The sequence below is a fragment of the Vibrio sp. 10N.261.51.F12 genome, assembly GCF_041471725.1.
Classification (GTDB): Bacteria; Pseudomonadota; Gammaproteobacteria; order Enterobacterales; family Vibrionaceae; genus Vibrio.
Map to the genome: position 1 here is coordinate 1 of NZ_JBFROV010000006.1, position 23,207 is coordinate 23,207.

22 protein-coding genes are annotated in these 23,207 nt (G+C 44.0%); 16 read left to right on the plus strand and 6 right to left on the minus strand.

The window, feature by feature from the left end; all coding sequences use genetic code 11:
- The first annotated feature begins 456 nt into the window (after positions 1–456).
- Entirely contained in the window at positions 457–711 is a 255-nt protein-coding gene (locus AB4405_RS03835) for a DUF1127 domain-containing protein (protein WP_372059720.1), read from the plus strand.
- Between the two features lie 115 nt (positions 712–826).
- On the opposite strand, the gene AB4405_RS03840 is transcribed toward AB4405_RS03835, so the two are convergent.
- The gene (locus AB4405_RS03840) at positions 827–1,861 is read right to left on the minus strand and encodes an NADP(H)-dependent aldo-keto reductase (RefSeq protein ID WP_372059721.1); all 1,035 of its coding nucleotides are present in this window, start codon (positions 1,859–1,861) and stop codon (positions 827–829) included.
- 148 nt (positions 1,862–2,009) lie between these two features.
- Here AB4405_RS03840 and AB4405_RS03845 point away from each other — a divergent pair, with 148 nt between their 5' ends.
- A complete protein-coding gene (locus tag AB4405_RS03845; protein WP_102469922.1) occupies positions 2,010–2,318 on the plus strand; it encodes a DUF6482 family protein in 309 nt (102 codons plus the stop codon).
- A 23-nt stretch (positions 2,319–2,341) separates the two neighbouring features.
- Here the strand turns inward: AB4405_RS03845 and mutH are convergent, their stop codons facing one another.
- Positions 2,342–3,007, minus strand: coding sequence for a DNA mismatch repair endonuclease MutH (mutH, locus tag AB4405_RS03850; RefSeq protein ID WP_372059723.1), 666 nt, complete (start codon positions 3,005–3,007; stop codon positions 2,342–2,344).
- Between the two features lie 620 nt (positions 3,008–3,627).
- Here mutH and rppH point away from each other — a divergent pair.
- From rppH to AB4405_RS03875, 5 genes are read left to right on the plus strand one after another with little or no spacing between them, the layout of a single operon-like run.
- A complete protein-coding gene (gene rppH, locus AB4405_RS03855; RefSeq protein ID WP_102469924.1) occupies positions 3,628–4,146 on the plus strand; it encodes an RNA pyrophosphohydrolase in 519 nt (172 codons plus the stop codon).
- 2 nt (positions 4,147–4,148) lie between these two features.
- Entirely contained in the window at positions 4,149–6,398 is a 2,250-nt protein-coding gene (gene ptsP / locus AB4405_RS03860) for a phosphoenolpyruvate--protein phosphotransferase (RefSeq protein ID WP_372059724.1), read from the plus strand.
- Positions 6,399–6,419: 21 nt separating this feature from the next.
- Positions 6,420–7,211, plus strand: coding sequence for a sulfite exporter TauE/SafE family protein (locus tag AB4405_RS03865; RefSeq protein WP_372059725.1), 792 nt, complete (start codon positions 6,420–6,422; stop codon positions 7,209–7,211).
- A 32-nt stretch (positions 7,212–7,243) separates the two neighbouring features.
- Positions 7,244–8,062: a prolipoprotein diacylglyceryl transferase gene (gene lgt / locus AB4405_RS03870; protein ID WP_102469927.1), complete on the plus strand. Its 819-nt coding sequence runs from the start codon at positions 7,244–7,246 to the stop codon at positions 8,060–8,062.
- A gap of 8 nt (positions 8,063–8,070) precedes the next feature.
- A complete protein-coding gene (locus tag AB4405_RS03875; RefSeq protein WP_372059726.1) occupies positions 8,071–8,922 on the plus strand; it encodes a thymidylate synthase in 852 nt (283 codons plus the stop codon).
- Between the two features lie 112 nt (positions 8,923–9,034).
- On the opposite strand, the gene AB4405_RS03880 is transcribed toward AB4405_RS03875, so the two are convergent.
- The gene (locus AB4405_RS03880; RefSeq protein WP_372059728.1) at positions 9,035–9,355 is read right to left on the minus strand and encodes a hypothetical protein; all 321 of its coding nucleotides are present in this window, start codon (positions 9,353–9,355) and stop codon (positions 9,035–9,037) included.
- Between the two features lie 260 nt (positions 9,356–9,615).
- Between AB4405_RS03880 and AB4405_RS03885 the strand changes: the two genes are divergently transcribed.
- On the plus strand, positions 9,616–10,188 hold the full coding sequence (locus tag AB4405_RS03885; protein ID WP_372059730.1) for a Slp family lipoprotein: 573 nt from the start codon (positions 9,616–9,618) through the stop codon (positions 10,186–10,188).
- A gap of 107 nt (positions 10,189–10,295) precedes the next feature.
- On the opposite strand, the gene AB4405_RS03890 is transcribed toward AB4405_RS03885, so the two are convergent.
- Complete coding sequence (locus AB4405_RS03890) at positions 10,296–11,441, minus strand: Na/Pi symporter (RefSeq protein WP_198593150.1); 1,146 nt, start codon at positions 11,439–11,441, stop codon at positions 10,296–10,298.
- Positions 11,442–11,834: 393 nt separating this feature from the next.
- Between AB4405_RS03890 and nhaR the strand changes: the two genes are divergently transcribed.
- Both nhaR and AB4405_RS03900 read left to right on the plus strand, forming a co-directional pair.
- Positions 11,835–12,728 (plus strand): transcriptional activator NhaR, encoded by an 894-nt coding sequence (gene nhaR, locus AB4405_RS03895; protein ID WP_102469932.1) that lies wholly within the window; start codon positions 11,835–11,837, stop codon positions 12,726–12,728.
- 85 nt (positions 12,729–12,813) lie between these two features.
- Positions 12,814–13,113 (plus strand): metalloregulator ArsR/SmtB family transcription factor, encoded by a 300-nt coding sequence (locus AB4405_RS03900; RefSeq protein ID WP_102469933.1) that lies wholly within the window; start codon positions 12,814–12,816, stop codon positions 13,111–13,113.
- Positions 13,114–13,317: 204 nt separating this feature from the next.
- On the opposite strand, the gene rpsT is transcribed toward AB4405_RS03900, so the two are convergent.
- Positions 13,318–13,578: a 30S ribosomal protein S20 gene (rpsT, locus tag AB4405_RS03905; RefSeq protein ID WP_102469934.1), complete on the minus strand. Its 261-nt coding sequence runs from the start codon at positions 13,576–13,578 to the stop codon at positions 13,318–13,320.
- A 257-nt stretch (positions 13,579–13,835) separates the two neighbouring features.
- On the opposite strand from rpsT, the gene murJ reads away from it, so the two are divergent.
- From murJ to ispH, 6 genes are all read left to right on the plus strand, one after another.
- Complete coding sequence (gene murJ, locus AB4405_RS03910) at positions 13,836–15,398, plus strand: murein biosynthesis integral membrane protein MurJ (RefSeq protein ID WP_372059733.1); 1,563 nt, start codon at positions 13,836–13,838, stop codon at positions 15,396–15,398.
- A 69-nt stretch (positions 15,399–15,467) separates the two neighbouring features.
- Positions 15,468–16,403: a bifunctional riboflavin kinase/FAD synthetase gene (gene ribF, locus AB4405_RS03915; protein WP_102469935.1), complete on the plus strand. Its 936-nt coding sequence runs from the start codon at positions 15,468–15,470 to the stop codon at positions 16,401–16,403.
- Between the two features lie 62 nt (positions 16,404–16,465).
- A complete protein-coding gene (gene ileS, locus AB4405_RS03920) occupies positions 16,466–19,324 on the plus strand; it encodes an isoleucine--tRNA ligase (RefSeq protein WP_102469936.1) in 2,859 nt (952 codons plus the stop codon).
- An 8-nt stretch (positions 19,325–19,332) separates the two neighbouring features.
- Positions 19,333–19,836, plus strand: coding sequence for a signal peptidase II (gene lspA, locus AB4405_RS03925; RefSeq protein ID WP_102469937.1), 504 nt, complete (start codon positions 19,333–19,335; stop codon positions 19,834–19,836).
- 146 nt (positions 19,837–19,982) lie between these two features.
- A complete protein-coding gene (gene fkpB, locus AB4405_RS03930) occupies positions 19,983–20,414 on the plus strand; it encodes an FKBP-type peptidyl-prolyl cis-trans isomerase (RefSeq protein WP_102469938.1) in 432 nt (143 codons plus the stop codon).
- A 35-nt stretch (positions 20,415–20,449) separates the two neighbouring features.
- Positions 20,450–21,406: a 4-hydroxy-3-methylbut-2-enyl diphosphate reductase gene (gene ispH, locus AB4405_RS03935; RefSeq protein ID WP_102469939.1), complete on the plus strand. Its 957-nt coding sequence runs from the start codon at positions 20,450–20,452 to the stop codon at positions 21,404–21,406.
- Positions 21,407–21,622: 216 nt separating this feature from the next.
- Here the strand turns inward: ispH and AB4405_RS03940 are convergent, their stop codons facing one another.
- Positions 21,623–23,107: a carbon starvation protein A gene (locus AB4405_RS03940; protein WP_102469940.1), complete on the minus strand. Its 1,485-nt coding sequence runs from the start codon at positions 23,105–23,107 to the stop codon at positions 21,623–21,625.
- Positions 23,108–23,207 lie beyond the last annotated feature (100 nt).

A 23,207-nucleotide genomic window follows, 5' to 3' on the forward strand; every position in this document is an offset into this window, starting at 1 on the left:
CTATTATATGATTATTTTTTGTAAAATGAATCACTGCTATTTATTTAATGAACAGTTGATTACTTGGAAATGAAACCGCTAAATGGCAAAGAAATAGAGTATAAAATTGTATTGATATATTTTGTAAATGAATGTTGAAAATATAGTCGATATGAGTGAAAATCAACCTGAGCTACAAGCTCACCTATCAAATTATTTTGGATTTTAAAGTTAAGTGGAGGCATAAAATGATGAATCGTAAATTTTCTATCAATACTATTGCTGTTCCACGTTTATGTGTAAATAAACAATGGATGCATGTTAAGGCCACTAAAGCCTCGTGCCCAGTTACGTTTGGTACACCACTACTTTAATATCCGTACCCCTAGAGGCTGCGGAAATAGCAGTCTCAAAGTCAAATAAGTCTTTTTTAGATCGCTATTTCTCTCCTCAATATTGTCCATTTAGGAGAACAACATGCGTACATCTATATACCTAACACTTGCTACCTGGTTAATTAAAGCTGATCTTCATCATGAAGAAAGAGAATGGAAGCGCCGCTACCGTCGAAATGCTTACCAATTACCGTTGTATAACGAACACTTACTTCGTGATATTGGCCTTGATTCGCAAGGTCGTCCACTTGGGCTCGTGACTCACGTACCTTCAGTAGTGGCGACACGCAAAGCTCGTCATCTTCGAAGGGTTCTGAAATCGACAATAGCAACGTAATTGAAAGCGGGCAGAGCGTCTCACTGCCCGCTTAGATTCTTTATATTGTATATGAGACGACAATAAAATCGTTAATAGTAATGAAATAACAACTTATGACGATGAGTTAATAACACTAGGGACAAGGATTAGAATACTGAGTCCCTATTTCTTGAATATCATTTAATAGTTCATCAGATAAGGTGACGTTAATGCTATTAATATTCGCTTCAAGTTGAGATAAATTTGTTGCACCAATAATATTTGACGCAACGAAAGGGCGTTGATTCACAAAGGCTAAAGCCATTACTGCTGGGTCAATCTGGTGTTTATGAGCAACATCGATATACGCTTGTGTAGCGGCAAGACCTTGGGGTGTGAAATAACGAACAAAGCGTTCAAAGACACTACAGCGAGCACCTGGCGGCTTTTGTCCATTCAGATATTTTCCGCTTAAACACCCAAACGCTAGTGGTGAATAAGCTAACAGCTCCACGCCTTCATGATGGCTTATTTCTGATAACCCGACTTCAAAACTTCGGTTAAGTAGATTATACGGGTTCTGTATTGAGACAATTCTAGGTAAATTATGCTTTTCAGCCAATTTTAATAACGTCATTACGCCCCAAGGGGTTTCATTTGAAACACCGATATAACGAATCTTCCCCGCATTGATCATCTCATTCAACGCTTCTAACGTCTCGAGCAAAGAGACATCATCACCACCTTCATGGTAGGGATAGTTGAGTTGACCAAAACAGTTCGTTTGCCTTTGAGGCCAATGCAATTGGTAGAGATCGATATAGTCTGTCTTGAGTCGAGCGAGGCTATCGTCGACGGCTTGATGAATATTGCGGCGATCTAGGCGCATATTATCTCTAATATGTGGAACACTTCTTGGTCCCGCGACTTTGGTTGCCAATATGACTTTTTGTCTTTTATCTGACTGAGATAACCAGTCACCAATATAGCTTTCGGTAAGACCTTGCGTTGTGGCTTTTGGTGGGACAGGGTACATCTCGGCGGTATCGATGAAGTTCACGCCATGTTCGACAGAAAAGTCGAGCTGATCGAATGCTTCCTTTTTCGTATTTTGCTCACCAAACGTCATTGTGCCTAAGCAAATTTTGCTGACTTCAAGAGAGGAATGAGGGAGAGTATGATATTTCATTGAGCCTTCCTTGCTGCTTTTGTTTTCTTTCACTATACCGCGTTTTGTTAAAACTTCAGTTTAAAGAGCACACTTCTGAATTTATTTTACTAAACTGTTGATTGTCAGTAAGGCATTATCCACAAGTATTTTTTAAAGGAGGTGGAATATGCAAAAACATCAGCTCGATCGGTGGTTACATGGATACCACAAAGACACCTATACACCACCTAAAGTCTTTGTAATTGGTTGTGCTGATATTTCACACTATTTGTTAGCAGTGGAATACAAGCATAAGCTTGAACCAATAAAAGAAAATGATGAGCCCATTCATTTTGAGTCATTAGATTCGGTGAAAGAGGTACTACACAAATTAGGCGTTGAAAAAGCCTATCTTCGTTTACATAACGCCTATGACGAGTGTGGCAGTACGGGTGAAATGAACCGGTACTGTGATATTGAGTTAAAACTGCACTAGGTAACGCCTTTATGATAAAGGCGTTAGACAAAGTAGTTTTCAAGGATATAGGATGTAAACTTCGCTCTGAGATAGAACCCTCGGGGCAGGGTTTTTATCGGCTGGCCGTTGGCGCCATAAGCGCCTGTTGTCACGCGGCTATTCGCTGCTTTTGGCCTTATTTGTAGGATTTCGCCACTGTGTGCGGTCAGTTGATTGATGTGTCCCAAAGTAATATGGTCCATTAACTCTTCCCAATCATTTTTGAGCATGAGTTCTTCTTCTTCGGAAGGGCTCCAGATCAAAGGGGATCCGACGCGACGTTGTGCTACTGGGATTTCTCGTTCACCTTCCACTGGCAGCCAAAGTACACGTGAGAGTTTATTGCGAATATGGCTACGCTCCCATGTCAAGCCTTGTACACCGGTAAGAGGGGCGACACAAACGAATGTGGACTCAAGCGGTGTACCTGAATAACTGATAGGGATGCTTTTGAGTTCGATACCAATATCTGGAAAATCTTGTGTCGGTTTGCTACCGGCCTTTGCACCTAGGTGCCACTCTAGCAATTGACCCACCCAGCCCTTATCACGCTTTAAGGTTTCAGGTACCTTCATATCAGCTTCTTGCGCTAATTCACCAAAGCTCATGCCCGCTATTTGTCGCGCTCTACTCATGAGCTCGCTTTCTGATCTAGGAGTAGACTTCATATATTAAGAGACGTTGTAGATAAAAATGACGACGTCAGTTTATCACGGAGTTCGACTTCTGCCTGTACAAAAAAAGATCATAAAGCGCGGCTTTCGATCTATTACTGAGTTATCCACAGTTCGTTTTTTAATTTCTTTATTATTATATCATCTGTATGAATAAACAGGTATTTTTTGGAAACTAATGCTTGATTAATTGTAAGTGATAGAATTGATAGCAGCTCTTGTGTGGATAAAACAAGCTTTGTTCGATCTTTGACCGATCTAAGATCAATGGACAATTGGCAATTTCATTTAAGGCTGATTTTTCAATCGTTACATTTAACTTGTTGTTTTAAATTGATTAATATTCTAGATTATATGTGTACTATAAATTGGCATGCGTGATTTATTTGTCATTGTTAGAGAAGATCAAAGATTCTGCACATGGTTATTCACAGAAAAGGTGAATAAATGTGGTCTAGGTCTCATTGTGGTGTTGATAAGTGTTGGTATGAGTAAAACTTATCCATAGTTTGTCGATTAAGTGGTAAATGTTCAAATTTACGGGTGTCTACGTTTGCTCAACTTGGGGATATGTGGAAAAATCAAGGTAATGAAAATTTAATTGAGGTTGGCCAGTGATAGATGGCGATGGTTACCGACTTAATGTGGGTATTGTAATCTGTAACAACCATGGTCAGGTCTTCTGGGCTAAACGATACGGACAACATTCATGGCAGTTTCCTCAAGGTGGTATTGACGAAGGTGAATCCCCTGAGCAAGCTATGTACCGAGAACTGTATGAAGAAGTCGGGTTAACAAAAGATGATGTAAAAATTGTCGCTGTTAGTCGTCATTGGCTGAGATACAAGTTACCTAAACGGCTCGTTCGTTGGGACTCGAAGCCTGTTTGTATTGGACAAAAACAGAAATGGTTTTTGCTACGTTTGGATTGCGATGAGTCGCGGATCAATATGCAACGTGGTAGTACCCCTGAGTTTGATGGTTGGCGCTGGGTAAGTTATTGGTATCCGGTCAGGCAAGTTGTCTCTTTTAAGCGTGACGTTTATCGTCGTGCCATGAAAGAATTTGCTTCTCTCGCAATGCCTTTTAAGGAACGTAAGTTTAAAGGCAAAAGAAAACACCGAAGAGGGTAAGTATGCTTTCGCAACTAAGGGAAATAGTTGAGCACGTTTCTAAAGAGGAGAGCGTGCACTTAGCCCTTGAAATGTTGGTTAAACAAACTTGTGCAGCTATGCATACCGAATGCTGCACAATTTATCTTGCCAATGAACCGCAACAACGGTTAGAGCTGATGGCAACCCAAGGCCTTATTTTTCAGGGCGATACCATTCACATTAACTTTGATGAAGGGTTAGTAGGGTTAGTCAAGCGCACCGCTGAACCACTGAATATAGCGGCTGCGGCTCAGCACCCTGCATTTAAATTTTTCCCTGAACTTGGGGAGGATATCTATCATGCCTTTCTTGGCACACCTATTATTCACCGTAAACAAGTGCTCGGCGTACTCGTTATTCAGCAAAAAAAATCTCGTCAGTTTAGTGAAACAGAAGAATCTTTTCTTGTTACGTTAGCCGCTCAGATCGCGGTGCTCATTGCCCATGCTACTGCCCAAGGGGATAGCTTTTTTGAGGGCAATCAATTAACGGTTGTAAAAGGCATTGCAGCGTCTTCTGGGGTTGCGATTGGTCCAATGTGGTGGGATAACACCCAGCCAGAGCTAAGTGACGTGTTTCCAGCGTCTACGCTGGATGTTAGTCGTGAACAAGAGCTGTTATCGCTTGCGATCGAAAAAGCGCTTGCTGACTTTAAGCGAATGCGTAAAAAGCTAGATTTGGAGTTAAATAAAGATGCTCTGGCTATTTTTGACCTCTTTACGCACTTACTCAATGATCCTATGTTGCGAAAAGATCTCAAGGCTCAAATAGCTCAGGGAGATCGAGCAGACTGGGCGCTAAGACAAGTGGTTGAAAGCTACGCGAATCGCTTTGCTAAAATGTCGGACATCTATCTTAGAGAGCGGGCGCAAGATGTCCGTGAACTCGGACAGCGGTTATTGTTTTTTCTTCATAACTCAGAGCAGCCAGTACATGTGATTTCTGAGCCTGTCATTATGGTGGTGAGGGAGCTGACAGCCTCTATCTTGGCGTCTATTCCCAAAGAAAAGTTGCTGGCGGTTGTGTCATTGGAAGGCGCTGCAAACTCTCATGCTGCGATCCTATCTCGAGCGATGGGCGTGCCTGCTGTCATGGGACTAGGGATTAATCCTGAATTATTAAGCGCTAAGCTGGCCATTGTGGATGGCTACAGTGGTGAAATTTTCTTAGAGCCAACCGTTGAGTTACTCTCTGAATACCGCGAATTGGTGACCGAAGAGACTGAATTGTCGCACATGGTCGACCAGACCTTAGATCTTGATGCTGCAACCAAAGATGGTCAACGAATTCAGGTTTTATTAAACGCGGGCTTGAGCGCTGACACCAGTATTTCCTTAAATAAAGGTGTGGATGGTGTTGGGTTATACCGAACTGAAATTTCGTTTTTATTGAGGCAACAGTTTCCGTCTGAAGAAGAGCAAGTCCAGCAATATCGAGCGGTGTTACAAGCTTATCCTACTAAGCGAGTTGTCATGCGTACGTTGGATATTGGTGGTGACAAGGCATTGCCTTATCTTCCTATTGAGGAAGATAACCCGTTCTTAGGTTGGCGTGGAATTCGCTTTACGCTTGATCACCCTGATATTTTTCTGATCCAATTAAGAGCAATGCTCAGAGCAAGTGAAGGGCTCGATAATTTGAGCATATTGTTACCAATGGTCTCCTCAATGCAGGAGTTGGATGGAGCAATCACACTCATTAATCAAGCTTATGATGAGGTAGCTCAAGTACATCAAGATATTGTGCCTCCTCAGGTTGGTGTGATGATTGAAGTGCCATCCATGTTATACCTTCTGCCTTTTATGGCAGAAAAGGTCGACTTTGTTTCTGTGGGTACGAATGATCTTACTCAATATTTGTTAGCGGTTGATCGCAATAATGCCCAAGTAGCGGATATCTATGAGACCCTTCATCCGTCTGTATTAGCAGCGATGAAGCATATTTTTGAAACGTGCCAGTCTTATCAATTGCCGGTGTGTATTTGTGGTGAGCTTGCGGGTGACCCTATTGGTGCATTATTACTGGTTGGCTTGGGCTACGATACATTAAGTATGAATACCTCGAATGTCGCTAAAGTGAAATACTTGCTGCGTCAAACGACGATGGATGAGCTGAAACATCTTGCGAATAATGCACTAATGCATCCATATGGTGATTCGATTTATAATCTGATGCGTGACTATTTTGAGCAAAAAGGTTTAGCTGGGTTTATTCGTGCTGGGAAATCTTAGTGCTCACATCGTGGAAATAACATGAATTTTGAACTTCTCTTTGTATTGCTTCTTTTAGGGGCGATCGTCGGCACGATGTCGGGCTTACTCGGTATTGGCGGTGGGTTAATTGTTGTGCCAGCCCTTGCTTACTTGTTACCCCTATTTGGGATCCCCGCCGAATTAGTGATGCAAATAGCGTTGGCGACGTCGCTAGCCTCGATTATTATTACCTCTGGGTCTTCTGCTATTAATCATGTCAAGCTCGGCAATGTAGACCTTTTTGTGATTAAATGGCTGCTGCCTGGTGTCATCGTGGGTGGGTTAGTTGGGTCATTTGTAGCGGAATGGATCCCTTTCCAATATCTGCCTAAGGTGTTTGCACTGATCGTCTTTGCGCTGGCTGTACAGATGATTTTATCGATCTCCTCTACCTCCACTCGTCCACTGCCACCCCCAGCTATCATGAGCTGCTGTGGTGGTGTTATTGGCATGGTATCAAGTCTTGCCGGTATCGGAGGCGGCTCTATGTCTGTCCCATTCTTAAGCAAGCATGGTGTAGAAATGCGTAGGGCAGTTGGATCTTCGTCGGTGTGCGGTTGTGTGATTGCGATTGCAGGTATGATAGGCTTCATTCTCCATGGCGCTAAGGCACAAGGTTTACCTGAATATAGCCTTGGCTATGTGTATGTTCCCGCACTGTTGGCTATTGCCGTGACCTCGATGTTAACGACTCGGTTTGGTGCTAAATTGGCCACAACAATGCCAACACCGAAACTTAAAAAGATTTTTGCGGTCTTCTTAGTATTCGTATCATTTTCAATGATGTTTTAGTCTTTATTACCCACACGTTAAGAGAGCAGTTTATGTCTCAGGGATTTATTGAATTTCCTAGTATTGACCCCGTTTTATTTGAAATTGGCCCTATATCCGTTCGCTGGTATGGCTTAATGTACCTAATCGGTTTTGCATTTGCGATGTGGCTTGCCAATCGACGTGCAGATAAAGCCGGATCTGGCTGGACTCGTGAACAGGTATCGGATCTGCTATTTGCCGGCTTCTTGGGTGTGGTGATTGGTGGTCGAGTTGGGTATGTGTTGTTCTACGGTTTCGATACTCTCATGCAGGATCCACTCTACTTGTTCAAAGTATGGACTGGCGGGATGTCTTTCCATGGTGGGTTGCTTGGGGTGATTACCGCTATGTTGTGGTATGCCCGTAAGAACGGTCGTACCTTTTTCAATGTTGCTGACTTTATCGCGCCGCTTGTGCCATTTGGCTTAGGAATGGGGCGTATCGGCAACTTTATGAACAGCGAACTTTGGGGCCGAGTTACCGACGTGCCTTGGGCGATTGTATTCCCAAATGGCGGGCCATTACCAAGACACCCTTCCCAGCTTTATGAATTTGCCTTAGAAGGTGTCGTATTATTCCTTATCCTCAATTGGTTTATTAAGAGAAGTCGCCCAGAGGGTGCGGTGTCAGGTCTATTCTTACTTGGCTACGGTTGCTTTAGGTTCTTGATTGAATACGTTCGTGAACCAGACGCACACTTAGGCTTGTTTGGCGGGTTTATTTCGATGGGACAGATTCTGTCATTACCTATGGTCATCCTTGGTGCCTTGATGATTACGTGGGCTTACAAAGTCAACGGAAACACGACACATAACGTATCTAAGCAATAGGAATTGTTGTGAAGCAGTATTTAGATTTATGCCAACGTATCGTCGATGACGGTGTCTGGATTGAAAATGAGCGTACAGGAAAGCGTTGCTTGACGGTGATTAATGCCGACCTTACGTATGATGTGGCGAATAATGCCTTTCCATTGGTGACAACGCGTAAGAGCTTTTGGAAATCAGCAGTAGCGGAATTGTTGGGTTATATCCGCGGATACGATAACGCTGAAGACTTTCGTAAGCTAGGAACTAAAACGTGGGACGCCAATTCCAACCTCAATGAAGTGTGGCTAAACAGCCCTTTCAGAAAAGGTGAGGATGATATGGGGCGCGTTTATGGCGTTCAAGGACGCTCGTGGGCAAAGCCTGATGGCGGGCATGTCGATCAACTTCGTAAGATTGTCGATGACCTATCTCGTGGTATTGACGATCGCGGTGAGATACTGAATTTTTATAACCCAGGTGAGTTCCACATGGGGTGTCTACGTCCGTGTATGTACAGCCATCACTTTTCATTGCTTGGTGATACGCTGTATTTAAACAGTACACAGCGCTCGTGTGATGTCCCTCTTGGGCTCAACTTTAATATGGTTCAAGTGTATGTTTTCTTAGCGATTATTGCGCAAATCACGGGTAAGAAACCGGGGCATGCCTATCATAAGATTGTTAATGGGCATATCTATGAAGACCAGCTTGAGTTGATGCGTGATGTTCAACTAAAGCGTGAGCCTCTTTCAGCGGCGACTTTCCATATAAACCCGAAGATTCAGTCACTCGAAGATTTAGAAACTTGGGTGACGATGGATGATTTTGAGGTGCGTGACTATCAATGTCACGAACCAATAAAATACCCATTTTCAGTGTAATAAAATGCCGAGCGATGCTCGGCTTTTTATTATCTAGAGAGAAGGGAAAAAGTGAGCGCTTCTCTCTATCTCTATCTCTCTATCCATTTATCTAGCGAGATAGGCGAGCGAATTAGTCGTAGTACTCATCCTCGATAATTTCTTCTTCGATGATGTCGTCTTCTATAACTTCCTCTTCTACGATATCGGTCGCGACCTCACATGTCTCTTCGTCGTATGCGCCATCAATAGCGCCGCCAACTGCGCCGGCACCACCACCAATAGCAGCACCAGCCGCTGCCCCTGAACTTCCATCGACGATACCACCGACGACGGCCCCCGTGACAGCCCCATCAACAGCGCCATCAATGGCACCATCAGAGGTTTGATCGCAGTAGTAAGCAAATGAAGGGGAGCTAAGCATAGCCAGAAGGAGAAGTGTTTTAATTTTCATAACGCGTTCACATTGTTATTGGAAGTGACAGTAGAGTAATGAACATCGACAAACTAAATAAGATACCTCGCGTAAAGGTTTGGTCAGCATAGTGTGTGTTTATTGCTGCGGTTTATGATTGCTACTTTTACACTAGCCAAGACCATCACTAAGGCTTGTTTGGAGCGGGGTATTTGTAGTGTGAATGCAATGACCTATCTTGCGATAACCATCAAGTGTCACTCATAATGGATAGATAAGCGTTGGAATAGGAATTGATCATGCGATGGTTTGGGTATGTTTTAGCTGGGATGTTAGTGGGTTGTAGCAGTGCTCCGACAGAAATAAAAGTGGCGGATGAGAAACAATTAGTGGCTTATAAAGCGGTCGTTGACAATACGGCGGAATTTGTCGGTAAACCAGCGAGGTGGGGTGGGGTCGTGGCTCAATTGAGTAATCCTTCGGCCAATAGTAGCGTGTTGCAAATCAGTCAATTTGAGCTGGATAGCAAAGGTAGGCCTGATGAAACTCAGCAAGGAACAAGCCGCTTTGTCGTAAAAGTTGACCGATTCTTAGACCCGAGTATTTTTGTTCAGGGTAAAGCCATGACGTTTGTAGGCATAGTCGCAGGCAATGAAACGATTAAAGTCGGAGAGCAAACGCTAGTCGTACCCGTTGTTAAGGCGTCTAACTACTATTTATGGACCGAAGACAAGCGAATCAAAACCTACTATGTCGGTGACCCATTCTATGATTACTATTACGATCGTGATTACTACTGGGACGATGTCGATGATATTGATCTGATAGAGCATTATGACGATTACGATGCGTATGACTACGGCGATTATTAATACGTATTCAATGTTGATTGATTAAAAAAGTAAAAGCCCAACGCATTGACGTTGGGCTTTCATTTCGTATTACATTGTCATTTAAGCGAGTTGCTACTCGGAGGCGATTACGTTGTCAGAGCGAGAATCGTCCCTGGAATGATGACAAAGATAGAAGCAAGGTATCCAGCTACCACCGCTTTATTCTTAATTGCCATATCTGAAATGTAGTCAGCGCCTTTAACAGGTAGTTCTCTTAAGAAAGGAATACCAAAGATGAATACGGTTGATAAGACATTAAAGACTAAGTGAACCAACGCTATTTGAAGAGCAAAAACCGCATACTCACCAGAGACTGCTGTTGCGGCAAGCAGGCCGGTAATACAAGTACCAATATTCGCCCCAAGTGTAAATGGGTAAACATCACGAACTTTCAACGTTCCGGTGCCGACTAGAGGAACCATCAAGCTCGTTGTTGTAGAAGAAGACTGAACTAAGATAGTGACGATAGAACCCGATACGATACCGTGAATTGGACCACGACCGATGGCATTTTTAAGGATGTCACGCGCTCGGCCTACCATTAGGCTCTTCATAAGTTTGCCCATTACCGTGATAGCAACAAAGATAGTCGCGATACCTAAGACAATGAGAAGCACACCACCGGTGACATTACCAAACGTTGCCAATGGATCTTGAATTGCAGAGACAACTGGTTTAGTCATTGGTTTGATAAAGTTCAAACCGCCCATGCTCATGTCACCACTCGCTAGCATTGGTGACACCAGCCAGTGTGATATTTTCTCTAAAATACCAAACATCATCTCTAGTGGTAAGAAAATGACAACCGCTAATAAATTGAAGAAATCATGGATCGTTGCGCTAGCAAAGGCACGTTTAAATTCAGTATTACAACGAACGTGGCCCAAGCTCACTAGAGTGTTGGTTACCGTAGTGCCGATGTTGGCACCCATGATCATTGGAATCGCAACCGTAACAGGAAGTCCACCTGCAACCAGGCCGACAATGATAGATGTGACGGTACTTGAGGATTGAATAAGGGCCGTCGCGACCAAACCAATCATTAAACCAGCAACAGGATGAGAAGCAAATTCGAACAAGACCTTGGCTTGCTCTCCTGTCGCCATCTTAAACCCACTACCCACCATAGATACCGCAAGTAGCAGTAGATATAGCATGAACGCCAAGTTAGCCCAGCGTAGCCAGCGTGTCGAATTCGACATTGGTGTCGCAGCTGTTGTTGCTTGGTTCATCATAGTTTTCTCCGTTTGACCTGTAGAATTTTGTCGGTCTGTTGTGGAATCTGCTGCGATAGTAGATCTGAATTATTACAGTAATATGACGATATTATGTCGCTCATCAATAACTGCGATATTTGTGTTTTTTATTTTATTGATATGACATATTTTTAATCTAAGATGTTGATTTGAAATGATTTTATTTGGTGTGATAAAAATAGATAAATAGCGCTATTTTAATGAATAAATTCGATTGTAGAGCGGTTTTGATGTGCGAATATGACAACTATGACAGTCTGTGTTTCGTTATTTACGATGCGTAACTTAGGTTGCATCGGTTTAACCGAATATTGTTGATCTGGGAAGAGTTTGATATAAAAGGGATTGAGAATTTTAAGGCGGTAATTCATGTCACATCTTAATTATAATCACGTTTACTATTTCTGGATGGTTTGCAAGCAAGGCTCAGTGACAAAGGCAGCCGATGCGTTGTTTTTAACACCACAAACGGTGACGGGACAGATAAAAGCACTTGAAGAAAGAATGGACGGCAAGCTTACCAAGCGCAATGGGAGAAGTGTTGAGCCTACCGAGCTAGGGCAGCTTGTTTACAAGTACGCTGATCGTATGTTTGGTTTGAGCTATGAGATGCTTGATATCGTTAATTACAGCCAGCGCTCTAATATCTTATTTGATGTCGGTGTCGCCGATGCACTCTCAAAGCGTCTCGTGAGTAAGATTTTGATGACGACCATCCCTGATGATAACAGTATTCACCTGCGGTGCTTTGAATCTACCCATGAGATGCTGTTAGAGCAGCTATCTCAGCATAAGTTGGATATGATTTTGTCCGATTGTCCTGTTGATTCTAGTCAGAGTCCAGGATTGTTCAGTAAGAAACTTGGCGAAAGCCGGATGAGTTTTTTTACATCAGGGAAGGTCGAACATCATCATTTTCCTGAAATACTGGAGCAACGAAAATTATTACTCCCAGGAAGTCGCACCTCAATGGGGCGTAAGATCCATCAATGGTTTGATCGGCAAGGTATCCAACCTAATATATTGGGCGAATTTGATGATGTGGCATTGATGAAAGCCTTCTCTATGTACAAAGAAGACGTAATATTTTTAGCACCAAGCTTATATATGTCAGAGATCTCAGATAAACGCCCGCTTCAACATATTGGTGATATCGACGACCTTAAGGAAGAGTATTACGTTATTTTTGCTGAGCGAATGATCCAGCATCCTGCGGTAAAAGGGGTCTGTGAGGCCGACTTTAGTGATTTGTTGAATGTTTAGTGAGTTTTTTTAGTAACGAAGAGGCCGTATTTTAAAATGGTTACTTCGTTCGGGTTAGATCGTTTTACTAGGGTAGAGGTAAGGTATGAATTTGCAGGAGATGGAAAAGAATGCACCGCAAGCGGTGATGCTCCTTAAAGCAATGGCAAACGAAAGACGCCTGCAAATACTTTGTATGCTTCATAATACTGAGCTTTCAGTCGGGGAGTTGTGTGCAAATTTAAACCTAAGCCAATCAGCGCTGTCTCAACATTTAGCTTGGTTGCGCAGAGATGGACTGGTTTCTACGAGAAAAGAAGCACAGACGGTGTATTACACCTTAAGTAGCACAGAGGTTCGTCAAATGATCGAACTACTGCATGGCCTATATTGCGAAGAAGAGTGATACCTGAGGGGCGTGCGGTTTGTATCAGGGCCAGTTCATGTCTGAGCTGGTTCACCTGTTATTGCTGGCTCACATGCTATTGCTATTAGGACAGTGACGATGTCATTTTAAGTCAGCATTGGTGCTTTTAAGCAAAATTATAAATAAAACGATAGATACAAAAAAACCGGCCAAGGCCGGTTTTTATCGCTAATCGAGTTCTAATTAAAGAGCTTTGATTGCTGCAGTGAAGCGAGACTTATGACGAGCTGCTTTATTCTTATGAATAAGGCCTTTAGTCGCCATACGGTCTAGAAGAGGTGTAACTTCAACTAGTGCCGCTGTTGCTGCTTCTTTATCGCCAGCTTCAATAGCAGCGATAGTTTTTTTCATGTAAGTGCGCATCATAGAACGACGGCTAGCATTGTGCTGGCGACGTTTCTCAGCTTGGATAGCGCGCTTCTTAGCAGATTTACTGTTTGCCAAGGGTCTAACTCCCAAAAACTTAGTTCGGTGACAATTTAAGGGCGAGGAATATCCTCTATTTGCACTTAAAAGTCAACAGATTTGTGCAAAAACCCAACGATATAAAACAAGTTTTGATATCTGGAGGTCTTCGCGGTTAAGATGGCGGGGATTCTAACAGTATTTTTCAACCAATGCTAATACTATCCGCTCTTGAACAATAAAGAAGACGGAAACCCATCTAGGACAAGGTATTAGCTAGGTAATTAGGGGTGAAAGTGAGTAAAAAGCTTCTTAAGTCTGGCATGATCGTAAGTGCTATGACGTTAGTGTCCCGAGTATTGGGACTGGTGCGCGACGTGGTCGTGGCCAATTTAATGGGAGCAGGCGCGAGCGCCGATGTGTTCTTTTTTGCCAATAAAATACCCAACTTCTTGCGCCGCTTGTTCGCTGAAGGCGCCTTTTCGCAAGCCTTTGTTCCAGTACTTACTGAGTATCATGCCGCTGGAGATAAAGAAAAAACACGTGATCTCATTGCTAAGGTATCGGGAACGTTAGGCGTACTAGTGTCGATCGTGACATTGTTTGGTGTGCTAGGGTCTGGTGTCGTTACCGCCGTCTTTGGTTTTGGGTGGTTCCTTGATTGGTTAAATGATGGTCCAGCCGCACCTAAATTTGAGCTGGCTAGCTTGATGCTCAAGATCACCTTTCCCTATCTTTGGTTTATTACCTTTGTGGCCTTATCTGGCGCTATTCTTAATACCTTAGGTAAGTTTGCCGTTTCATCGTTTACGCCCGTCTTTCTAAATGTGATGATCATTGGCTGCGCTTGGTTTATCTCACCCAACCTTGCTCAACCTGAGATCGGTCTCGCTATTGGTGTCTTTCTTGGCGGTTTTGTTCAGTTTGTATTTCAGCTTCCCTTTCTTATAAGAGCAGGGGTTCTTGTTAAACCGAAATGGGGTTGGCGAGATCCTGGCGTAGTGAAGATCAGAACTTTGATGATCCCAGCGTTATTTGGTGTCTCAGTCAGTCAGATTAATTTATTGTTTGATACCTTTATCGCCAGTTTTCTGGCGACGGGTTCCATTAGTTGGTTGTATTATTCGGATCGCTTATTAGAGTTCCCGCTTGGCCTTTTTGGTATTGCGATTGCGACTGTCATTCTCCCTGCGTTATCTCGTAAGCATGTTGATGCCGAGAGTAGAGGCTTTGCCTCAACGATGGATTGGGGGGTGCGTATGGTGGTGTTATTGGGTCTACCGGCAATGTTGGGACTGATGGTGCTAGCGAAGCCCATGCTAATGGTCTTATTTATGCGCGGTGAGTTTACACCACATGATGTGAACCAAGCCTCGATGTCATTGCTCGCATACGCGTCAGGCTTACTTAACTTCATGCTGATAAAAGTTTTAGCACCTGGGTATTTCTCGCGACAAGATACCAAAACACCGGTGAAATACGGCATTATTGCCATGGTCTCTAATATGGTATTCAATGCTATTTTTGCATACTTTTATGGCTATGTTGGCTTGGCTATGGCGACGGCTTTGTCTGCACTTATTAATATGGCACTACTTTACCGTGGGCTTCATATTCAGAATGTTTACCGTTTAACAAAACAGACGGCCCTGTTCATTGGTAAGTTAATTATTGCATCGTTAATCATGGTCGCGGTGGTGATTTGGTTATTGGCAGACATGCAGCAGTGGTTGTCATGGGGGCTAACACAGCGCGTGACGACATTGACCATGTTGATCGGCGTTGGTGGTGCGAGCTACCTATTTACACTCTTGCTACTTGGCATTAGAGTGAAGGATTTAAAAGCAGCGACAGATTAGCAATGATTCGTTATAATCCGTCGGTTTCACACTGCTATTATTAACTTCAACAGGTGGTTTAGTCGTTTCATGGAACTTATTCGAGGCATCCATAATCTAAGAAATCAACATCATGGCTGTGTGTTGACGATTGGTAATTTTGATGGTGTACATTTAGGGCACCAACGTGTACTCGAACAGGTAAAAGAAAAGGCAGCGCTTTTGAATTTACCTTCTGTGGTGATGACGTTTGAACCTCAGCCAATGGAGTTATTTGCCAAAGACAAAGCACCGGCACGTTTGACGCGATTGCGAGATAAGTTCGAGCTATTACAGCAGATGAATATAGACCGCTTGCTTTGTGTGAACTTCAACCACCACTTTGCTAGCCTGTCGGCTGAATCATTTATTCGTGATTTGCTCGTCGATAAGTTAGGCGTTAAGTTTTTAGTGATTGGTGATGATTTCCGCTTTGGCAAAGGTCGAGTCGGCAACTTTGACATGCTCAAACAAGCGGGTAAAACGTTTGGTTTTGAAGTCGTCAGCACACGCAGCTTTTGTGTCGATGATAGGCGAGTCAGTAGCACGGCAATTCGTCAGGCTTTAGCCAACGATGAGCTTGATGTGAGCGCAGAAATGCTTGGGCGCCATTACACATTGTCTGGTCGGGTTGCTCATGGTAAAAAACTGGCGCGAGACTTCGGTTTTCCAACCGCAAATATCTCTTTAAAGCGATATGTGTCACCGGTCAGTGGTGTGTATGCGGTACAAGTAATGGGCATTGATAAACAGCCGTTACCTGGTATCGCAAATGTCGGTAATAAACCGACAGTCAATGGTTCCAACTTAGATTTAGAAGTGCATATTTTTGGCTTTGATGGCGATCTGTATGGAAAGCAAATTGAAGTCGCACTGTTCCACAAAATACGCAATGAGAAGAAATTTAGCTCTTTGCAGCTGCTTAAGCAGCAAATAGAATTGGACGCTGAAGTAGCAAGGGTGTGGCTACTTGAGTGTATGGGTTAGTGGGAGATTCCACCGCTAACATAATGTCTAACTGTCGCCCAATACAACGGAATTAAGAATCGATGAGTGAGTATAAAGATACCCTGAACCTTCCTGAAACAGGGTTTCCTATGCGCGGTAACCTGGCTAACAGAGAGCCAGAGATGCTGAAGCGTTGGTATAAAGAAGATCTTTACGGGGAGATCCGTAAAGCGAAGCAAGGCAAAAAGTCATTTGTATTACACGATGGCCCTCCATACGCGAATGGTGATATTCATATCGGCCACGCACTGAACAAGATTCTTAAAGACATTATTATTAAATCTAAAACCCTTTCTGGTTTTGATGCCCCTTACATTCCGGGCTGGGATTGTCACGGTCTTCCTATCGAATTGATGGTAGAGAAGAAGAAAGGCAAGCCGGGTCAAAAGATTTCTGCATCTGAATTCCGTGAAGAGTGCCGTAAGTATGCCGCGGGTCAAGTTGAAGGCCAAAAAGAAAGCTTTAAGCGTCTTGGCATCATGGGCGAATGGGATAAACCTTACCGCACTATGGACTTTGGCACTGAAGCAAACATCATTCGTGCACTTGGTAAAATTGCCGACAAAGGTCACTTGCTGAAAGGGTTTAAGCCTGTTCACTGGTGTACGGATTGTGGTTCAGCGCTGGCTGAAGCAGAAGTTGAATATAAAGATAAAGTGTCCCCATCTATTGATGTGAAATTTACTGCGGCAGACGAAGCGTCTCTTCTAGAGAAATTTACTCTAGCGGAAGGACATGCCGGCCAAGGTGAAATCTCGATTGTTATCTGGACAACCACACCGTGGACACTACCGGCAAACCGCGCCGTATGTCTTCGTGATGATCTAGAATACGTATTGATTCAAGTTGAAGCGCACGGTGAGCAAAAGGCTCAACGTATTATTGTTGCTTCTGAACTTGCGAAAAGCGTGATGGATCGTGCGGGTATTGAGCACTTCCACAATCTTGGTTTTACAACGGGTGCTGAGCTTGAGCTTTCTCAATTCAATCACCCGTTCTACAACTTCACAGTACCTGCTGTGTTAGGTGATCACGTAACGACAGAGTCGGGTACGGGTGTTGTTCATACTGCGCCAGGCCACGGCCAAGAAGATTTCATTGTAGGTAAGCAATACAACCTAGAAATCGCCAACCCTGTGGGTTCAAACGGTGTTTATCTGCCGGATACTGAGCTATTTGCTGGTCAACACGTCTTTAAAGCGAATGATTCAGTATTAGAAGTATTGAAAGAAAAAGGCGCGCTGCTTCATCATCATGCGTATGAGCATAGCTATCCACATTGTTGGAGACACAAAACGCCAATTATTTTCCGTGCAACACCACAATGGTTCATCTCAATGGATCAAGCGGGTTTGCGTGCAAAAGCACTCGAATCAACAAAGAATGTTGAGTGGATGCCTGAATGGGGCCAAAGCCGTATCGAGGGTATGATTGAAGGTCGCCCTGAATGGTGTATCTCTCGTCAACGTACGTGGGGCGTGCCAATTGCGCTGTTTGTACATAAAGAAACATCAGAACTTCATCCAGATAGCCCAGCTCTTATCGAAAAAGTAGCAAAACTAGTGGAAGAAAAAGGCATTCAAGCTTGGTGGGACGTAGACGCTGCTGAACTCATGGGCGCTGACGATGCTGATAAGTACGAAAAAGTTCTTGATACACTCGATGTTTGGTTTGACTCAGGTGTGACGCACTTCTCTGTGGTTGATACTCGTGAAGAGTACAACGGCAACAAAGCGGATCTTTACCTTGAAGGCTCAGATCAACACCGTGGTTGGTTCCAGTCTTCATTGATCTCTTCGATTGCGATGAAAGATGAAGCCCCTTACAAGCAAGTGCTAACGCATGGTTTTGTTGTAGATGGCAACGGTCGTAAGATGTCTAAATCTATCGGTAATGTTGTGGCACCTAAAGATGTCACTAACAAGCTTGGTGCTGATATCCTTCGTCTGTGGGTCGCTTCAACGGATTACACCGGTGAAGTAGCGGTTTCTGATGAAATCCTTAAGCGCTCAGCCGATGCGTACCGTCGTATTCGTAACACGGCTCGTTTCTTCCTAGCGAACCTAAATGGTTTCAACCCTGAGACAGATTTAGTGCCAGCAGAAGAAATGGTGGCATTGGATCGCTGGGCGGTAGGTCGTGCATTTGCGGCGCAAGAAGAGATTGTTAAAGCATACGGCGAGTACAATACTCATGGTGTGACTCAACGCCTAATGCAGTTCTGCTCAATCGAAATGGGCTCTTTCTACCTAGATGTGATTAAAGATCGCCAATACACAGCGAAGCAGGGCGGTCACGCTCAACGCAGCTGTCAAAGTGCTCTGTACTACATCGTAGAAGCGCTTGTTCGTTGGATGGCGCCAATCATGTCATTTACTGCGGATGAAATCTGGAACGAAATGCCAGCTTCTTTGCCGACTGGAGAGCAGCGCGATAAGTTTGTTTTCACGGGCGAATGGTATGAAGGTCTGTTTGATTTAGCGGACGATGAAGCCTTGAGCAATGAATTTTGGGCTGAGATCCAAGCGGTTCGTGGTTCTGTGAATAAACTGCTTGAAGATGCTCGTAAAGAGAAAGTTATCGGCGGTTCGTTACAAGCTGAAGTGACGCTTTACGCTGATGAAGCACTCGCTGAAAAACTGAACCAACTGGATGACGAGCTGCGCTTTGTATTACTGACGTCTAAAGCAGAAGTAAAAGCGTTAAGTGAGAAGTCTGCAGCGGCTCATGCAACGGATCTTGCTGGTTTGTTTGTTGAAGTCGTAGCAACGGAAGCCGAGAAGTGTGAGCGTTGTTGGCACCATACTCCGGATGTCGGCACTATCGCTGGCCATGAAAAAATCTGTGGTCGCTGTGTCACTAACGTAGAAGGTGAAGGCGAAGTTCGTAAATTCGCTTAAACAACACAATGACTGAACAGACGTTTTCATTAAAACAATCTGGAGTCCGCTGGCTGTGGCTGGCGGTACTTATCTTCGTTGCCGATATTGCTATTAAGCTCGTCGTCATGGACAGTATGGGATATGGATGGGCAAATCGTATTGAGGTTTTGCCGTTTTTCAATCTCCTTTATGTCCATAACTACGGGGCTGCATTTAGCTTTTTGAGTGACCAAGCAGGTTGGCAGCGCTGGTTCTTTACTGGAATTGCCTTTGTTGTGACCGGTATGCTGACATACTGGATGAGCAAACTACCGGCAACTGAAAAGTGGAACAACATTGCCTATGCCATGATTATTGGTGGTGCGGTGGGTAATGTGTTTGATCGTGTGGTGCATGGTTTTGTTGTGGATTACCTAGATTTTTACTGGGGAACCTATCACTGGCCAGCTTTCAACCTCGCCGATATGACGATTTGTATCGGTGCTGGATTGATCATCCTCGACAGTTTTCGAAAAAAAGAAACCAATTAGTGTTATAACTTGAATAACCCTAAGCGCTGTACGTTGATTCGTACGGCGCTTTTTTATATAACAAGCATTTGATACGACTTATTTGATACAGCGAGTTTGCAACGGCTAGTTTGAGAATAATCGTTTGATTACAAGGAAGCGGTAACGTGATGACCATAAAACAAGATAGCGCAGTAACGCTGCATTTCACCATCAAACTGAAAGACGGCTCAGTGGCGGATAGTACTCACAATATGGGTAAACCCGCAAAGCTTGTGATTGGTGATGGTAGCTTGAGTGAGAATTTTGAACAATGCTTGTTAGGGATGTCAGCATCCGACAAGCAATCGATCGAACTGAAAGCCGAAGACGCCTTTGGTATGCCTAATCCGGACAATATTCACTATATGGATCGCGCTAAGTTTGTGGGTGACTCTGAGGTGGAAGTCGGTACAATAATGGCCTTCTCTGGCCCTGATGGAATGGAAATTCCAGGGATTATTACCGAGATTGCAGGTGATTCAGTCACGGTGGATTTTAATCATCCACTTGCAGGCCAAGACGTCACGTTTGACGTGGAAATACTTTCAGTAGAATAACTGTCCTATAGAATAAACAAAATCGGTGTGTACTGATGAGTAATGAAATGAAAATTAAATTAGCAAATCCACGTGGCTTTTGTGCTGGTGTTGATAGGGCTATTAGTATTGTAGAGCGCGCTCTGGAGTTGTACCAGCCGCCGATCTACGTACGTCATGAAGTGGTGCACAACCGTTTTGTAGTCGAAGGCCTTAAACAGCGCGGCGCCGTTTTTGTTGAAGAGTTGGCAGAAGTGCCTGACGACAATATTGTCATTTTTTCTGCGCATGGTGTGTCTCAGGCCGTTCGAAAAGAAGCGAAAGAGCGTGCATTAACCGTATTTGATGCAACGTGCCCCTTGGTGACGAAAGTTCATATGGAAGTGGCAAGAGCAAGCCGCAAGAACATGGAAGTTGTATTGATTGGACACGCTGGCCACCCTGAGGTTGAAGGGACAATGGGACAGTATGCGAGTAATACTGGTGGAATGTATTTAGTCGAGCGCCCAGCAGACGTGGATTCATTGAAAGTGAATGACCCAAGTAATCTGCATTACGTGAGTCAAACCACGCTGTCAGTGGACGAGACGGCAGATGTGATTGAACGCTTGCGTGAGGTATTCCCTCAGATTCAGGGGCCTCGTAAAGATGATATTTGCTACGCCACCCAAAACCGTCAAGATGCCGTGCGTGAACTTGCAGAAGCGGTTGACGTGATGGTCGTCGTCGGTTCAACAAATTCCTCAAATTCAACACGCTTAAAAGAGCTGGCAGAAAAATTAGGCACACCAGCCTATTTGACTGACACCCCTGATCAGATTGAACCAGAGTGGTTTGAAGGCAAAGGTTTGGTTGGCGTAACCGCCGGTGCATCCGCACCAGAGGAGCTGGTTAATCAAATTATTGACCGCATTAAAGATTTAGGTGCGAGTGACGTTGAAGAAGTGCTGGGAAGAGAAGAAAATATGTTCTTTGAAGTACCGCGAGAGTTGCAGGTTAAGCAAATCGACTAATTGCATCGTCCTACTAAATTAAATCGTTCTTCTTACTAAAGACCTAGCCGCTATGCGACTGGGTCTTTTTTTCGTCCGTCTATTGAACGGACGACCTGTACGTTTATTTAATAAAAAATCCGAGTACATGAGTACTCGGATTTCTATGTGGTAGTCAGTTGTTTATCGAAAACGAAGCGTTTTTTTAGAACTCACTATCATTAAGTTGTAACGCGATTAGGCTGTCTTCGTTTCACCTTGAGGTTTGTCTTCATCTTCAAGCTCGATGTCTCCTTTACCTTTCGATATTTTAATCACATAAGCCGTAATGGAGAGTGTGCTAATAATACCGACGATAGTGGAGATTTGCATTGGTAAACCAAACCCTAACGTGCTGTTGTTTAGGATAAAGGTAATGACTACCGTGGTCATGAACATGGCAGGGACCGTCGTTACCCAATGCAACTTGTTATGACGAAGTAGGTAGGCGGATGCTGTCCAAAGCATCATCACAGCTGTCGTTTGGTTGGCAAACCCGAAATAGCGCCAGATGATACCGAAGTCTACTTGAGTCAAGATGCCACCGATAACAAACAATGGCAGCGCCATTAGCAGACGGTTACGTAGTGTCTTTTGTTCCATGTTGAAATATTCAGCAAGGATAAGGCGGCTTGAACGGAATGCAGTATCACCCGATGTAATAGGCAAGATAACCACACCTAAGAAAGCGAGGATACCGCCGAATACACCAAGTAAACCAAATGATGCGCTGTAGACGACGTTACCAGGACCGCCATTAGCAACGGCCTCTGAGAGAGACTCGACTGAGCCAAAGAATGAAAGTGCTAGTGCACACCAGATAAGAGCAATGACACCCTCACCGATCATTGCGCCGTAAAATACGAAGCGACCATTTTTTTCATTTTCCATGCAGCGTGCCATCAATGGCGATTGTGTCGCGTGGAAACCTGAGATAGCGCCACAAGCAATCGTGATAAACAGTGCAGGCCATAATGGAAGGTCGTTAGGGTTCATGTTATTGAACATGTCGCTGATTTCGAAGCCACCCATGACAGTGTGCTCGCTTGACATTGCGACAGCGGTAATGAGGCCGACTGACATAAAGATAAGCAGTGCGCCAAATAACGGATAGAAACGACCAATGATTTTATCAACCGGTACAATAGTCGCAACAATGTAATAAGCGAAGATTGCGATAACCATCGTGGTCATGCTGACCGACATATCAAATTGATCGTTGACTAGATTAGTGATCATGCCAGCCGGTGCAGAAACAAATACGACACCGACAAGCAGTAGCAATACAATGGCAAAAATGTTCATAAAATGTTTGGCGCCATTGCCTAGGTATCGACCTGTAATCGTAGGGACGGATGCGCCACCATTACGGATAGAAAGCATGCCAGAGAAGTAATCGTGCACCGCACCAGCAAAGATACAGCCAAGCACAATCCAAAGCATCGCTGCCGGACCGTATAGAGCCCCCATGATAGGGCCAAAGATTGGGCCGACCCCTGCAATGTTCAGCAACTGAACCAAATAGACTTTTTTAGTCGACATCGGTACATAATCCACGCCATCCGCTTTGGTATGCGCAGGGGTTTGACGCTTTTCATTGATTCCAAATACTTTCTCGATGAAAGCACCATAAATAAAGTAACCGCCAATCAATGCGGCAACGCAAGTCATGAACCACAACATAATGTGTTATCCCTAATTTGTAATAACATTAAAACCTGTCGTCGATCATAACGTGACTTGATTTATAGATGCCGGGGTTATTCGCCGAGTGGTTGAATAG